The sequence below is a fragment of the Rhodophyticola porphyridii genome (assembly GCF_003688285.1).
Lineage (GTDB): Bacteria > Pseudomonadota > Alphaproteobacteria > Rhodobacterales > Rhodobacteraceae > Rhodophyticola > Rhodophyticola porphyridii.
This window is the reverse complement of sequence record NZ_RCNT01000007.1, coordinates 1-14,575: the sequence shown is the minus strand read 5'-3', so window position 1 is coordinate 14,575 and position 14,575 is coordinate 1. Positions and strand designations below refer to the sequence as shown.

General features: G+C 62.1%; 16 protein-coding genes and 2 pseudogenes. 6 read left to right on the top strand and 12 right to left on the bottom strand.

Annotated elements, in window-relative coordinates; all coding sequences use genetic code 11:
* Positions 1-90 precede the first annotated feature (90 nt).
* Both D9R08_RS13625 and D9R08_RS13620 read right to left on the bottom strand, forming a co-directional pair.
* The gene (locus D9R08_RS13625) at positions 91-288 is read right to left on the bottom strand and encodes a hypothetical protein (protein WP_121898625.1); all 198 of its coding nucleotides are present in this window, start codon (positions 286-288) and stop codon (positions 91-93) included.
* Positions 289-484: 196 nt separating this feature from the next.
* Complete coding sequence (locus D9R08_RS13620; RefSeq protein ID WP_121898624.1) at positions 485-1,729, bottom strand: sarcosine oxidase subunit beta family protein; 1,245 nt, start codon at positions 1,727-1,729, stop codon at positions 485-487.
* Positions 1,730-1,927: 198 nt separating this feature from the next.
* On the opposite strand from D9R08_RS13620, the gene ccmI reads away from it, so the two are divergent.
* From ccmI to D9R08_RS13605, 3 genes are read left to right on the top strand one after another with little or no spacing between them, the layout of a single operon-like run.
* Positions 1,928-3,166: a c-type cytochrome biogenesis protein CcmI gene (ccmI, locus tag D9R08_RS13615; RefSeq protein ID WP_121898623.1), complete on the top strand. Its 1,239-nt coding sequence runs from the start codon at positions 1,928-1,930 to the stop codon at positions 3,164-3,166.
* Positions 3,163-3,648: a Holliday junction resolvase RuvX gene (gene ruvX, locus D9R08_RS13610; RefSeq protein WP_121898622.1), complete on the top strand. Its 486-nt coding sequence runs from the start codon at positions 3,163-3,165 to the stop codon at positions 3,646-3,648. Before ccmI ends, ruvX begins: the two co-directional genes overlap by 4 nt.
* Complete coding sequence (locus D9R08_RS13605; protein WP_121898621.1) at positions 3,645-3,905, top strand: DUF1289 domain-containing protein; 261 nt, start codon at positions 3,645-3,647, stop codon at positions 3,903-3,905. The genes ruvX and D9R08_RS13605 overlap by 4 nt, the downstream gene beginning before the upstream one ends.
* Before the next feature lie 64 nt (positions 3,906-3,969).
* Here D9R08_RS13605 and D9R08_RS13600 read toward each other — a convergent pair whose 3' ends face one another.
* The 3 genes from D9R08_RS13600 to dusA form a co-directional block, all read right to left on the bottom strand.
* The gene (locus tag D9R08_RS13600) at positions 3,970-4,749 is read right to left on the bottom strand and encodes a phytanoyl-CoA dioxygenase family protein (protein WP_233557472.1); all 780 of its coding nucleotides are present in this window, start codon (positions 4,747-4,749) and stop codon (positions 3,970-3,972) included.
* Positions 4,746-5,570: a sulfite exporter TauE/SafE family protein gene (locus D9R08_RS13595; RefSeq protein ID WP_121898620.1), complete on the bottom strand. Its 825-nt coding sequence runs from the start codon at positions 5,568-5,570 to the stop codon at positions 4,746-4,748. The genes D9R08_RS13600 and D9R08_RS13595 overlap by 4 nt, the downstream gene beginning before the upstream one ends.
* 154 nt (positions 5,571-5,724) lie before the next feature.
* Positions 5,725-6,675: a tRNA dihydrouridine(20/20a) synthase DusA gene (gene dusA / locus D9R08_RS13590; RefSeq protein WP_233557470.1), complete on the bottom strand. Its 951-nt coding sequence runs from the start codon at positions 6,673-6,675 to the stop codon at positions 5,725-5,727.
* Between the two features lie 377 nt (positions 6,676-7,052).
* Here dusA and D9R08_RS19270 point away from each other — a divergent pair, with 377 nt between their 5' ends.
* From D9R08_RS19270 to D9R08_RS13575, 3 genes and pseudogenes are all read left to right on the top strand, one after another.
* Positions 7,053-7,190 (top strand): hypothetical protein, encoded by a 138-nt coding sequence (locus tag D9R08_RS19270; RefSeq protein WP_199709363.1) that lies wholly within the window; start codon positions 7,053-7,055, stop codon positions 7,188-7,190.
* A 165-nt stretch (positions 7,191-7,355) separates the two neighbouring features.
* Positions 7,356-8,303, top strand: coding sequence for a DUF2726 domain-containing protein (locus D9R08_RS13580; protein WP_121898619.1), 948 nt, complete (start codon positions 7,356-7,358; stop codon positions 8,301-8,303).
* Positions 8,304-8,306: 3 nt separating this feature from the next.
* Positions 8,307-8,680: pseudogene (locus D9R08_RS13575) on the top strand (DUF932 domain-containing protein); the annotation flags it as partial.
* Between the two features lie 244 nt (positions 8,681-8,924).
* On the opposite strand, the gene D9R08_RS13570 reads toward D9R08_RS13575, so the two are convergent.
* The 7 genes and pseudogenes from D9R08_RS13570 to D9R08_RS13535 all read right to left on the bottom strand — a co-directional run bounded on the left by D9R08_RS13570 (position 8,925) and on the right by D9R08_RS13535 (position 14,233).
* Entirely contained in the window at positions 8,925-9,551 is a 627-nt protein-coding gene (locus tag D9R08_RS13570; RefSeq protein ID WP_121898618.1) for a hypothetical protein, read from the bottom strand.
* A gap of 58 nt (positions 9,552-9,609) precedes the next feature.
* Entirely contained in the window at positions 9,610-9,963 is a 354-nt protein-coding gene (locus D9R08_RS13565) for a hypothetical protein (RefSeq protein WP_233557469.1), read from the bottom strand.
* Positions 9,964-10,245: 282 nt separating this feature from the next.
* Entirely contained in the window at positions 10,246-10,872 is a 627-nt protein-coding gene (locus D9R08_RS13560) for a hypothetical protein (protein WP_147450683.1), read from the bottom strand.
* Positions 10,869-11,282 (bottom strand): hypothetical protein, encoded by a 414-nt coding sequence (locus D9R08_RS13555; RefSeq protein ID WP_121898616.1) that lies wholly within the window; start codon positions 11,280-11,282, stop codon positions 10,869-10,871. The genes D9R08_RS13560 and D9R08_RS13555 overlap by 4 nt, the downstream gene beginning before the upstream one ends.
* 19 nt (positions 11,283-11,301) lie before the next feature.
* On the bottom strand, positions 11,302-11,928 hold the full coding sequence (locus D9R08_RS13550) for a DUF6990 domain-containing protein (RefSeq protein WP_121898615.1): 627 nt from the start codon (positions 11,926-11,928) through the stop codon (positions 11,302-11,304).
* A gap of 4 nt (positions 11,929-11,932) precedes the next feature.
* Positions 11,933-12,760: pseudogene (locus tag D9R08_RS13545) on the bottom strand (RHS repeat-associated core domain-containing protein); the annotation flags it as partial.
* A 345-nt stretch (positions 12,761-13,105) separates the two neighbouring features.
* Complete coding sequence (locus D9R08_RS13535) at positions 13,106-14,233, bottom strand: RHS repeat-associated core domain-containing protein (RefSeq protein WP_121898612.1); 1,128 nt, start codon at positions 14,231-14,233, stop codon at positions 13,106-13,108.
* Between the last annotated feature and the right edge of the window lie 342 nt (positions 14,234-14,575).

Genomic DNA, 14,575 nt, shown 5'->3' with positions numbered 1-14,575 from the left:
GGCGCGGGGTCGTGTCCGTTCGCCCCGGCCAGCACCCGGGCGGTGGCCGACTGGTTCGCGCGCTTCAGATACCCGGCCTTCAGTGTGTGGTTATTGCTGGTCGCCTTCTGTCGCGACTGCCGCGGGATCGGATGGCCGTTCGCCGCCCGCCTCGACGTCGAAGAAGATCGTGGCCAGCAAAACAAGGCCGATGATGCCCAGCACCACCAGAAGCGTTCCGAAGGCGCTGCCCGCGCTGTCCGGTATGGTGTAATCGTAGTTGGTGTTTCTCTGATCGTAGTCAGACATGACAGATCCTCCGTTTCTGTGGGGATCAGCGTCGCAATTGCGGGGGCAGGCTCAATCCACGACGGGGAACAGGCGGGATCTCGGCCAAAAAGGGCCGCTTCGAACCTATTCCATGGGCCGGAAGGTGCCGGGGGCGCGCAATTCCGCGTGGGATCGGGGAAGATCGCGGCGCATGCGTGATCGGTGGCCTTGCGGGTCAATGCGCCACCCCCGCCGCCACGCTTTCATCGACGAACCGGCCCTCGCGGAACCGTTCCAGACCGAAGGCCGCCGTCAGGGGCGAGTGACCTTTGGCCATCAGTTCGGCGAACCCCCAGCCGGAACCGGGGATCGCCTTGAACCCGCCGGTGCCCCATCCGCAATTGATGAAGCACCCCTCAAGCGGCGTTTTCGACAGGATCGGGCTGCGGTCGCCGGTCATGTCCACGATCCCGCCCCATTGGCGCAGCATCTTGAGGCGCGAGATCATCGGGAAGGTTTCGATCAGCGCGCGCACCGTTTCCTCGATATGGTGGAAACTGCCGCGCTGCGTGTAGTTGTTGTAGCCGTCCGCGCCGCCGCCGATCACCATTTCGCCCTTGTCGGACTGGCTCATGTAACCATGGACGGTGTTGGCCATCACGACCACGTCCATGCAAGGCTTGATCGGCTCGCTTACAAGGGCCTGAAGGGCGACGCTTTCCACCGGCAGACGGAAACCCGCCATCTCGGCCAGCACGCCCGAATGGCCGGCCACGACAATGCCCAGCTTGCCGGTCGCGATATCGCCCTTGGTGGTCCGCACGCCGGTGACCTTGCCGTTTGTCGATTGCACGCCCGTGACTTCGCATTGCTGGATGATGTCCATGCCCATGGCGGAGCAGGCCCGCGCATACCCCCAGGCAACCGCATCGTGGCGGGCGGTGCCGCCGCGGGGTTGCCAGAGCGCGCCCAGCACCGGATAGCGGGGACCGTCGATATTGATGATCGGACACAGCTCCCTCACCCGCTCGGGAGCGATGAACTCGGTTGCCACGCCCTGCAGCGCGTTGGCATGGGCCGTCCGCCGGTATCCGCGCACTTCGTGCTCGGTCTGGGCCAGCATCATGACGCCGCGGGGGCTGAACATCACGTTGTAGTTCAGATCCTGCGACATGGTTTCGTAAAGGCTGCGGGATTTTTCATAGATCGCCGCCGACGGGTCCTGAAGATAATTGGAGCGGATGATGGTCGTGTTCCGCCCCGTATTGCCGCCGCCGAGCCAGCCCTTTTCGATCACCGCGAGATTTGTAATGCCGTGGTTCTTGCCCAGGTAATAAGCCGTGGCCAGACCGTGCCCCCCTGCCCCGACGATCACGGCGTCATAGCGGGCTTTCGGCGACGGCGACGCCCAGGCCCGTTCCCACCCCAGATGGTGGCGCGCAGCCTCTCGGACGATGGCAAAGGCGGAATAGCGGCGCATGGTCGGATCATCCCTTGGAACTGGCATTGGTGTGCGGGAACCGACGGGATCAGAGGATACCCCGCGCGGCATTTCAAGGCCGGATTGCGACAGGTCGGCAGATTGGTCCTGTCGCAGCCTGCGGCGGATTGTATCTTTTGTGTCGGCGCGTCAGGGCATAGATGATACGGGACGGCGTTTGAGAGGGCGAGACGCATAATGGGCTTTTGGATTGTCGCAGGCGCGGCTTCGATATTTGTGGCGCTGGCGATCTGGGCCGGATTTCTCCGGCCACGCGGCAGCGACATGCCGGCGGCGGCATATGATCTGCAGGTCTATCGCGATCAGTTGAAGGAACTGGAGCGCGATGTGGCGCGCGGGGTGTTGTCCGAGGCGGATGCCACCCGCGTCAAGGCGGAGGTCGCCCGCCGGGTGCTGGAGGCCGACCGCGCTCTGCAGGCCAGTTCAGGAGGAACCGCGGCCACACGCGGCGGCCCGCTTGTTCTGGGTCTTGGGCTTGTGGCGACGATTGCCGGCGCATTCGCCGTCTACTGGCAGATCGGCGCGCCGGGCTATCCGGACCTGCCGCTTCAGACACGGGTCGAACTGGTGGAAGAGGCCCGCGCGAGCCGCCCCGATCAGACCGAGGCCGAAACCGACGTGACCGTTCGCCCGCGGATCGAGCCCGATCCGGAGCGCGAGGCTCTGGTGGTGCAGTTGCGCACGGTGATGGAACGCCGGCCCGATGACACGCAAGGTCTGGCGCTTCTGGCGCAGAACGAGGCCGCGTTGGGCAATTTCCGTGCCGCACGTCTGGCCCAGGGACGGTTGATCGACCTTCTGGGGGCCGAAGCGACGGCCGCCCATTACGTGGATCTGGCCGAGATGATGGTTCTGGCCGCGGGCGGCTATGTCTCGCCCGAAGCGGAGGCAGCGCTCATCGCCGCGCTGGAGATCGAGCCCGGAAACGGCACCGCGCGCTATTACGCGGGGCTGATGTATGCGCAGCAGGGCCGGCCCGATCTGGCCTATCCGATCTGGCGCAACCTGCTGGCCGAAAGCACGCCGGATGCGCCATGGCTCGAACCTATCCGCCTTCAGATTGAGGAGGTGGCGTTTCTGGCGGGCGATCCGATCACGCTGGCCGAACTGCCTCAGCCCAGTACCAGCCCCCGGCCCGGCCCCACCGCAGAACAGATCGAGGCGGCGGGAGATATGGCGCCGGAGGATCGCATGGCCATGATCGAAGGGATGGTGAGCGGTCTGGCCGAACGCCTGTCGACCGAAGGCGGCCCGCCGGAGGATTGGGCCCGGCTGATCGGGGCCTTCGTGGTCCTGGGCCGGGTGGAGGATGCGCAGGCAATCTATGACGAGGCCCTTGAACTCTTCGCGGGCCAGCCCGAGGCGCTGGCCGTGCTCAGGCCTGCGGGCGCGACCCTTGAAAGTGCGCTGGAGTGATCTTTGACGACATCGGGGCTTTCGCCGAAACGCTGCCGCGGAACCGCGCCCTGATGGGGCTTGATTTCGGGACCAAGACCATCGGCGTGGCGGTAAGCGACCGCTCGCTGAGCGTTGCGACACCACTGGAGACGGTCAAGCGGTCGAAATTCACGGTGGATGCCGGCCGTCTGGTCGAGTTGATCGCCGCGCGGGAGATCTGCGGGTTGGTACTTGGCCTGCCGCGCAACATGGATGGATCGGAGGGGCCGCGCGCCCAATCGACCCGGGCCTTCGCGCGCAACCTGTCCCGCATGCAAGGCCTCGAAGATCTTCCGATCAGCTTCTGGGACGAGCGGCTGAGCACCGTTGCCGCCGAACGCGCCCTGCTGGAGGCGGATACGACCCGAAAACGTCGCGCGGAGGTCATTGATCATGTGGCCGCAGGCTATATCTTGCAAGGGGCGCTGGACCGGCTGCGCCATATCAGAGGCATTTCATGACCGACGACGATCAGAATGCACGCGCCTCCGGGCCGGAGGTCTGGAAGCGCGACGAGATCGAGAGCCCCTGCATCAAGATTTGCGTGGTGCATCCCGAGACGCGGCTCTGTACCGGCTGCAACCGGTCGATCGAGGAAATCACCAACTGGTCCAGGATGGCCCCGGATGCGCGCGCCCGGATCATGGCTGAACTTCCCACGCGCGCGCCGTTGCTGAAGAAACGCCGGGGCGGGCGCGCGGCGCGTCTGGCAAAATAGGGTCGGCCCGGATCGCGTGGGGCGTTACCGCGGCCTGTCCTGCGGGCGCGCTTCCCGGTCGATCCTAGGGCTGCATCAGCCAGTCCCGGACCCCACCGCGCAATTCCGGGCGGAAGTAGAGGATCGCCCGCCGATCGTCGGGCGGGCTTTGGGCGCGCCAGGGTGCCACGCCATGGAGCGTCAGACGGTGCAACAGGATCGCCTGTCCAGGACTCACGGAAACCTCCACCCGGGCGCAACGCTCGAAACAGGCTTTGCGCGCGGCATGATAGGCCTCGGTCACATCGACATTCGCCCAGCTTGCAGGGGGACGCCCGGCCAGCGCCTTTGTCATCGCGGTGCGCATCAGCTCATGACTGCCCTCCCACACCACTAGCGGCGCCTTCTCCGCCGGGCAGGCGGTGAGTGGCAGGCCCAGAATGTATCCATGGGGCTCGCGGATCATCCGACGGCGGCTCTCCCCGACCGGCAGGAGCCCGTCCAGATGGGCCGCATCGCGCCGCCTGCGATAGTGATGCCGGGCCTCGCTCTCGCCAGGGTCCCGGCCCGGATAGCCAGGATAGGTGACCGAGACCTGGCCCCGATGGAGCGGCAGCGGCCCCGCGATACGCTCCGCCTCCGCACGGGCGGCGCAGCGGAGCGGACCCGAACCCGCAAGCCCGCCATCGGCATTGTTGCCCAGCACATCGACACCTGCGAACCATGTTCCGCCATGACGCAGCCATCTGGATGTGAGAGACGGATCCTCGGCGCAGGCAAGCGCGTGGGGCGCCACCGCCGCCAGCCAACGGTCAAGCGCGGGTTCAGGCGCGAAAACCTGCCATCCCCGCCGCAGCCAGCTCACCAGCCGAACGCCTTCCGCAGCATGTTCAGCGCCATGACCATGATGAAGACGGCAAAGATGCGCCTGAGCGGTTTGGGGTCAAGCGCATGGGCCATCCTCACGCCCCAGGGCGCCGTGATCAGGGTCATCGCGACGACGATCAGAAAGGCCACCAGATTGACCGAGCCAAGGGTAAGGGGCGGCCTGCCCGCCGGATCGCCCTGCACGAACAGAAAGCCCAGAACGGAGGGCACAGCTATGACCATGCCGAAGCCCGCCGCCGTTGCGACGGCGCGATGGATCGGCGTGTTGTAAAGGCTCATCAGCGGGACGCCGAAGCTGCCCCCTCCGATCCCCATCAGCACGGACAGAAACCCGAGCACCGGCGATAGTGCGGCCCGCCCGACCCCTGTCGGCATTGCGTCGCCAAGCCGCCAGTCCGGGCGACCGAACCCGAAGTAAAGCCCTACGATCACCCCAAGCCCGCCGAAGATGGCCATCAGCACCTCGCTGCGCAGCCCGCTTGCGGCGACCACCCCCAAACCCGCCCCGATGGCAATGCCCGGAGCCCAGGACCGCAGGATGTCCCAGTCCACCGCGCCCTTCTTGTGATGCGATGACAGCGAGCGGGCCGAGGTGACGACGATCGTCGCCAGCGATGTCGCCAGACAGATCTGCATCAGATCTGCCGTGTCATAGCCCAGATAGGAAAAGGCGAAGAAGAAGGCGGGCACAAGAATGATGCCGCCACCCACGCCCAGAAGCCCTGCCACGACACCGGCAAATGCGCCGATCACCAGAACCAAAGCGCCCATCGTCATCAGATCGCCGATATCCGGCATGTCCGTTCCCCCTGCTCCGCGTCGCATGGGGACTTATCCCCCTCACCGGGTATTGCCAAGACACCCGCGTCTTCGGGCGCCGCCGGTCTTCAGGCGTGCGGAAATCCCGGCACCTGAGCATGGCGATGGCGGGCCCGCGCAGTCCGTGAGGTTTTCAGGCCGCGCGCAGACGGACCTCGTCCAGCGCCGCCTGAACGACCTCGGGCCCGGCGCCGGGTTTATGTGCGTTTTCGGAGATCGCGCGCTTCCACCCCCGGGCCCCCGGGCGCCCCTGAAAGAGGCCAAGCATGTGGCGCGTGACCTGCGCCAGCTTGCCACCCGCGCTCAGATGCCGCTCGATATAAGGCAGCATCAGATGCACGATCTCCTCGGCGCTTCGCGGCGCGCGTGTCTCGCCGAAGATGACCTGATCTGCGGGCAGAAGCAGGCTGGACGGGTCGTGATAGGCTGCCCGGCCGACCATAACGCCATCCATTCCCGCGGCCAGATGCGTCTGCGCCTGTTCCAGCGAGGTGATGCCGCCATTGACCGACAGGTGTAAAGCCGGGAAGTCGCGTTTCATGCGATGCACGAGCGGATAGTCCAGCGGCGGAACGTCCCGGTTCTGCTTGGGGCTCAGACCCTGCAACCATGCTTTCCGGGCATGGATCGCAAACCGGGTCACGCCGGCTTCCCGCACGGTCTCCAGAAAGGCGGGCAAGACCTCCTCCGGCCGCTGCTCATCCACCCCGATGCGGCATTTGACTGTCACCTCCACCGGGCTGGCCGCGATCATCGCCGCCACGCAATCGGCCACGAGGCCCGGGCGCTCCATCAACACCGCACCGAAGCACCCCGATTGCACCCGGTCCGACGGGCAGCCGATATTGAGGTTGATCTCGTCATATCCGTAACCGGCCGCGATCCGCGCCGCCTCCGCCAGTTCGCGCGGGTCCGACCCGCCCAGTTGCAGCGCCACGGGATGCTCCGCCGGGTCGAACCCGAGCAGGCGGTCACGATCGCCATGGATCACGGCAGGCGCCGTCACCATCTCGGTATAGAGCAACACATGCCGCGACATGAGCCGATGCAGATAACGGCAATGCCGGTCGGTCCAGTCCATCATGGGGGCACAGGATAATCTAGCGTGTAGATTTATTTGCATTTTTCCAAGCATCTTCAAACTGTTGGCGGCGGATGTGTCTCACGCTGGAATACGCCCCGATATCCCCGAATTTACCCCTCTTTGGGCGACTCATTGCACACATGAGCCGCAAGACGAAAATGGCCTCCATCACCAAGCTCCCCTCCGGTGCATACCGGGTCCAGATCAGACGAAAGGGCCGCTACGCGAGCGAGACGTTCCTCCGCCGCGACGACGCCCATCGTTGGGCCCTGCCCGAGCGGCGAGCCCTGCGTCGATCAGGGGCTGGCGCCAAACAAGTCGTCCGTTTCCCGCCTCCAGACCTTTGGCGACCTCATCGATCTTCATATAGCCGATATGTGCGAGGTAGGGAAACCGCCGCGTCGCGAGCCAAGGCCGCCACGCTCACGACGCTCAAGCGCGATCTGGTCAAGGAGAAGATCGGGCACCTCGACCGGCAGAAGCTGATCGACTATGGCAAGATGCGTGCGGAGTAAAGTGCGGGCCCGGTCAGTCTCGGGATCGACATCGGCGTGATCAAGATGATCATCACCCACGCGGCCGGGGTCCATGGTCTCGACATATAGACCGAGCCTGTCGACCTGGCGCGTGTCGTGCTGAAACGGCTTGGGAGACGTCATTGATTTCGTTACATCTATGAGATGCTGAAGAGATTTAGAAATAGCAGCGAAGACCAAATCCAACAGCAGATCCGTGCGGTGATCGAGGGGCACGGCGCTGAACTGCACGAGAAGGTGCGTGTCGCCGATATCGTGGACATCGACAAACTCGACCGGCGCGAATTGGGCACCTATGCGTTGCAGGCGCATTTCGACTTTCCGATAACGGACGAGGATCAGCACGCGGTCGTCGCAATCGAATTCGACGGGCCGGGGCACGACCCGTCAAACGACGCGAAGAAGAATTCGATCTGCCAACAGGCCAACCTGCCGCTGTTCCGTATCTACGGTTTTCAAGAGGTGCGCGAGATCAACGCCATGACCCTGACGCGCTATCTCGTCGAACTGGTTTTTCACGCTCGCGTTTTCCAGCAGTGGAAAGAAGACGGTCAGATGGATCCGACCGAACCGTTCATGCTCAGCGCATTCATCAAGGACGACGCAAAGCACATCTTCGACAGCGAATTCGATTTCATTGCGAACGCGAACGGGAAGCTGACCCGCGCGCTCCAGAAGCACAGTCTTGCCGACGACGAACTTCCGCACCTGAGCATAGACCGGTTATCGGTTCGTTCTCCCGACGACGATTTGCGTGCGTTTGTCGCAATAAACTCGACAAAAGGACCGATCATGGGGAAATCGAGCGTTCGGATCAGCTTGCCGTCGCCAGGCTTCCTTGCTGATGTGAGCAGCATTCCAATGGAAATCGCGGAATTCGCCGTAGGCATGGCATCTGACGATCTCCTTGAGAATATTCGCCTCATTGGGATTGGCGCGGGCCATGTTGTGACACCGACGGATGAGTTGCTGACCGAAATCACTGAACTTGCGAAGCAAGATTATTCGTTTGCGGGTGGAGGAGGCTCTAGTCGCGCGGATGTCGATCTCCTTGCGTCTTTTGCAGCGGGTCGAGGCGGCAAGCTGTTCTAAGCAACGGTAGCGATCCGGGTCGAGGCGCATCGCGACAACCCGGAGAAGCTGGGGCTGGTCCTGCCCGGCGCGGATGAACCCATCGCACCGACCCATTGGTCCTTCGGCCAGCTCTCCAGCCTGGTCGGCGCACCTGCCGCCTATCTGCGGCAGCTGCCCGCCCCTCTGGCGGGCATTAACCTGCAATACGGGCTGACGAACCACCGGGCCGAGCAGATCAATACCATGGAAGTCGCGAATGGCCGCACGGAATTGCGCGCCGTGACCGGCCCCGACTATGGCCGCATCTACGACCACGAACTGGTCTCCGCTGTCCAGCGCATCGCGGGCAACGGCACCGGCGACACGCGGCTCGGAAGGTGCCGGGCGTGCTCGACTGCATGATCCGTCGCTCAACCAGAGCCTTGCTTTCTTCGGTTGGTTCCCTGGCACCTTCTCCACCGCGCCCGACGCCCGATCCGTCCGGCTGATCCGGTTGCCGCGCGCGTCATAGGCGCAGGTGTAGGTGTCGTCGGAGAGGAGCGACCGATAACGCTAATCGACTAGTCTCGGGTCATTGGCTGTGTACTCGTAAATGCTCGAAAGGCGAAGACGTCGAAGGTTCGCCACTCTAAATCAAAGTTAGGCCGGCTTCGGACATTTGAGTTCAACGGGTAAATCATCAAGCGGTTCTTCCAAGACTGGAAGCTGATAAAAATCAAGGTCGCGAGACTTCTTCGGTGAGAGCTTTTCAAAGAGGTCTCTGGTTACAACAAGTGTTCCGGCGCCGCCTTCGAGAATCCTTACACCTGCTGGCGGGGCCGGACATAGGTAGTGGGGAGCTTCTCCATGATACATGATGGCTCCGCATGTGTCACAACACCGATAGCCGGTAACGGTTTTCCCTTTGTGAACGCGCTTTCTTCCCCGAAGTATGATCCGGTTCTTCCCTCTGAAGGTCACCCAGTCCTTCAATAGATCCCCATCACAATTGCGCAGCTCTCCGAGGTAGAGGTATTCGCGTATCACGTCCTGCCCCATGCGCTCGAGAAAGTCCCTGCGTGCGAAGGCAACCTCCAAAAAAAGGTCAGAATCCATATAGGGAAGTTCCGGAGAACGTGAGTCGATCTGAAAATCAATCGATGTCACGTCCGGCCTGGGCAACCGGCACGTTCTGCACATCCACGGATGATAGTCATTGCGGTTCAAACCAGTCGAGAAGTGTGTCCCACTCATGTAGATCAGAAAATAGTCGGTTTTCTCATTCATGGTATTCGACTGAACGCCCCGTTTCTGATCGCCTGCCTGACCGCATTGTGCAACTGTGTCACCCCCAAGTTCTGCCTGTCAAACTGCCTCTACGTCCTCTGCAGAACCTGCAATGCATACGCTGGCCGGTGCTGTCGTAGTCATACTCCGCCGCCACCGCCCCGGTCGAGACCGACACCGCGAGGATCATCGAGCCCAGGCGGTTGCGGAACAGCTCCAGCGCCGTGCCGGTCCCGCCCGTAGTGGTGCCTGCGTAGCGCTCGTAGGCCAGCGGCTCATCCACCTCCGGCCCATGCAGCCAGCGCCGCACCAGCGTGTCGTCCTGGAAATCGAGCAGGACGTCGTTGGCGATGGAGGAATAGGGACTCCACGGGTCGTAAACGAAGCTTTCCGTCACGCCGTCCACGGTCACCGCGATCCGGCGGTCGAGCGCGTCATAGGCGTAGGAGATGACCGAGACCCCGTCGGTCCAGCCGATCAGGCGGTTCTGCGAATCGTAGGTATAGGTCTCGACCGCACCCGTCGCCCGGTCCGTCCGGCTGATCCGGTTGCCGCGATCGTCATAGGCGTAGGTGTAGCTGTCGTCCGAGAGGAGCGACCGATAACGCTAATCGACTAGTCTCGGGTCATTGGCTGTGTACTCGTAAATGCTCGAAAGGCGAAGACGTCGAAGGTTCGCCACTCTAAATCAAAGTTAGTCCGGCTTCGGACATTTGAGTTCAACAGGCAAATCATCAAGCGGTTCTTCCAAGACTGGAAGCTGATAAAAATCAAGGTCGCGAGACTTCTTCGGTGAGAGCTTTTCAAAGAGGTCTCTGGTCACAACAAGTGTTCCGGCGCCGCCTTCGAGAATCCTTACACCTGCTGGCGGGGCCGGACATAGGTAGTGGGGAGCTTCTCCATGATACATGATGGCTCCGCATGTGTCACAACACCGATAGCCGGTAACGGTTTTCCCTTTGTGAACGCGCTTTCTTCCCCGAAGCAAGATGCGGTTCTTCCCTCTGAAGGTCACCCAGTCCTCCAATAGATCCCCATCACAATTGCGCAGCTCTCCGAGGTAGAGGTATTCGCGTATCACGTCCTGCCCCATGCGCTCGAGAAAGTCCCTGCGTGCGAAGGCAACCTCCATATAGATATCGGCATCCATGTAGGGAAGTTCCGGAGAACGTGAGTCGATCTGAAAATCAATCGATGTCACGTCCGGTCTGGGCAACCGGCACGTTCTGCACATCCACGGATGATAGTCATTGCGGTTCACACCGGTCGAGCCGTGCGTCCCGCTGAGATAAACTAGAAAATAGTCGGTTTTCTCATTCATGGTATTCGACTGAACGCCCCGTTTCTGATCGCCTGTCTGACCGCATTGTGCAACTGTGTCACCCCCCAAGTTCTGCCTGTCAAACTGCCTCTACGTCCGCTGCAAAACCTGCAATGCATACGCTGGCCGAAGCTGTCGTAGTCGTACTCCGCGGCCACAGCGCCGGTCGAGACCGACACCGCGAGGATCACCGAGCCCAGGCGGTTGCGGAACAGTTCCAGCGGCGTGCCGGTCCCGCCCGCCGTCGTCCCGGCATAGCGCTCATAGGCCAGAGGTTCGTCCACCTCGGGCCCGTGCAGCCAGCGCCGCACCAACGCGCCGTCCTCGAAGTCGAGAAGCACGTCGTTGGCGATGGAGGAATAGGGGTCGGCGGGGACGGCCTGCTCAGCTGCTTCGTGGCGCCGTGACACGCCCGCCCAAGCAACGTGTTTACGACGAGGGCGCCACCGTCGGTGACCGAGCTTCCCCACGCGCGATCATACCTTCGGCGTATTCGATCGCCCGAGCAATGGTGTCGGTGTTTATATGCAGTCGGTTTGGGTGAATGTGCCCACCATGGCCGAATTCCTCGAGATGTCCGGCGGCATAGCGATCCTGATAGTGTCGCAGCTGGTCGATATCCCCACACAGTGCTCGGGCCGCAAGGTGAGCGGGACCGTATTCATCAAATGTGAGATGCAGAGGGCGCACCCGATAGGCTTGTAATTGCGCGTCCAGGTCCTGCACCTTGGCCCAGGCGATCGCCTGCTCTGCGGCCGCCTCCACCATATCGGGCGTCACCGGCTGCCCTTTCGTACGATTATACTTGTTGTGCCGAAGCATGGTCTCATACGGCGATTTCCGAGTTGAAATTTTTTTAACCGCATCGCTAAACCACGAGACCTGAAGATTGTTCTGGGTCTCAAGAACTTGAGGAATCGTCGGTCCATAGTTCCGCAACTTCCAAAGCGTTATTACAGTCCGGTCTTCTAGCTCCCGCAATGAGAAACGATCATAGTCCAAACCGTTTTTCCAACCCAAATCCTTGAACTTTTTGGCAACCTCGGCGGTGTTCATCGGCTTAACGCCCTCCAAAGCGGATGGTCCCGACCTGAATGGGGCCCGATGGAATACCCACATCCAAACCTGGGAACTCGCCAGCATTCTGGCCGACAGGTCTGGCCGTTCCAGCCCGGATCTCAGGGAAGATGTCCCGTTGATTGCGTGTCAACCGCCCCGCACCTGTTTTGATCTCAATGGCCCGGACAACACCAGACGGGGTTCTATACACCAAGTCAAGACGGGTCGCCCGACCGCCAGCCCCACGGAATGTCACCTCAGTTGCAACTTGGAATCCGCGACGCATCAGTCGATCTGCAATTGAGTCTCGGAACGCGTTGTGGGCTGCACGCGCCTCCTGCAGTGCTTCACCAGCCGCGCGGCCTCCAGCGCTTCCCGCCACGCATCCAGCGGCATCTGCAGCGGCGGCTCCGGCATTGCCCGTCGCCGCATTGGCAACTGCGGACGCACAAGGGGCAACCCGATCCGCCGCAGCAATCGTCGGTCCAGCGGAGATAAGCGCGTTCCGAATGCCATTTGCGAGCCCGAGTACGCCCCGACTTATGTTGCCAACAGCACTGCGCGCCATTTGCGCCGATTGACGGGCGAGGTTGCCATATTGGCCCGAAGCCTCACCACTCGGATCCGTCCAATTGTACGGATCATTCTCCACATAGGCGTAGAGGTTCAGGTCGCCCGACGCGAAGCCGATGGGATCGCGCTGCAGGAACTGGCCGGTCAGCGGGTCATAGGCCCGCGCGCGGTAGTGGATCAGCCCGGTCAGCGCGTCGTGTTCGCGGGCGGTGAAGCCGTAGCGGACCTCCTCCGTGCCCTGCACGAGCGTCCGCTGCCCGAAGCTGTCGTGATATCAGCCTGCGAGGATCACTCTGATGGCCTTGGATTCCGAAAGCAGCTTGCCTCGACAAGCACTGTCACGTGTCTGAAAGACGCTCTCGGGCCGCAGCGAGGCACCATTCCAGGTCATCAAGACCAAGATATATGTCATGGTCCACGAGTTGAGCATCCTTTAGCAGAAGCACACGTAGGTTATCGCTACCCAACTCCTGATCCACTCGAAGTAATGGGTTGTTGCTTTGCCATATCTCAACGGCCAATTCCTCAAGGTCGTGTGCGCTGACCCGCACAACCTCGAGCTCGCCCCTCACCCATTTTGCATTGCGCGCCATTGGAGAGCTCAATCCAAGAAACCGCTGAGTCGGCCATTCCGCATGAATCGTGCGCCTTGACCGGTAGGCCCTCTCACAACAACGCTTCCATTCGGCTGGATGGAAAACCTAGACAGAGGGTTGTTCAAGATACTCTCCACGAAATCTGCAGCATCACGACTGATCTGTGTGTTATTCCCACGCAGCGGCGGAAACGTCCCACTACCACGTTGCCCACCTGCGTGTTTTGTCAACGCACGTCCTGCTTGTGTCAATCCTCCGCGCAATGGCTGGTTCGCGGCGCGCATCAAATCGTCGACAGAGGCACCGAAGTTTCGCAAAGCCTGCTGCCATGTTGCAGATACCGCGGTCTGTTGCGTGGCTTGCGACATCAGCGCACGCGGGGCGGTGGTCGACCGCTGTGTCGCGAACATCGAATTCAGTCGCGAAAACAGGCCCCGGCTGATGATTCCGACGGGCCCTTGCGCCATCGCAGGCGTCCGACCGGCATGGGCAGCATAGCTGGAGGATGGGGTGAGGCCGCTCGGATCGAGATAATTGTACGGGTTGCCCTCGACGTATCCGTAAAGATTCAGTGTTCCGCTGGCAAAACCCACTGCGTCGCGCTGCAGGAATTGCCCGGTCAGCGGATCGTAAGCCCGCGCGCGGTAGTGGATCAGTCCCGTCAGCGCATCGTGCTCGCGGGAGGTGAAGCCGTAGCAGACCTCCTCCGTGCCCTGCACAAGCAGCCGCTGGCCGAAGCTGTCGTAGTCGTACTCGGCGGCCACGGCCCCGGTCGCGACCGAGACCGCAAGGATCACCGAGCCCAGGCGGTTGCGGAACAGCTCCAGCGCCGTGCCGCTCCCGCCCGCCGTGGTCCCGGCATAGCGCTCGTAGGCCAGTGGCTCGTCCACCTCCGGCCCGTGCAGCCAGCGCCGCACCAGCGCGCCGTCCTCGAAATCGAGCAGCACGTCGTTGGCGATGGAGGAATACGGGCTCCAGGGGTCGTAAACGAAGCTCTCCGTCACGCCGTCAACGGTCACCCCGATCCGGCGGTCGAGCGCGTCATAGGCGTAGGAGATCACCGAGACCCCGTCGGTCCAGCCGATCAGGCGGTTCTGCGAATCGTAGGTACAGGTCTCGACCGCGCCCGTCACCCGATCCGTCCGGCTGATCCGGTTGCCGCGCGCGTCATAGGCGTAGGTGTAGGTGTCGTCGGAGAGGAGCTGGTTGTGCGGATTGGTGGCGTAGAGAAATCAATAGGGGTCGAATTCTAAACCACTCTATCTGGTTTTTGACCAAATTTACGCTCATGAAACCGTTCTACTAGCTCCAAAAATAGATCCAGTGCCATATCATCTGAAGTCGCTTCAGAGACTAGGGTCAGGACCCATTGATTTTTGGGTGGCGGCATGATTCACGGTTCAAAAAACGAGCGGTGAACATGTCTGATCTTTTCTGGCTAACAGACGCGCAGATGGCGCGTCTTGAGCCCTTCT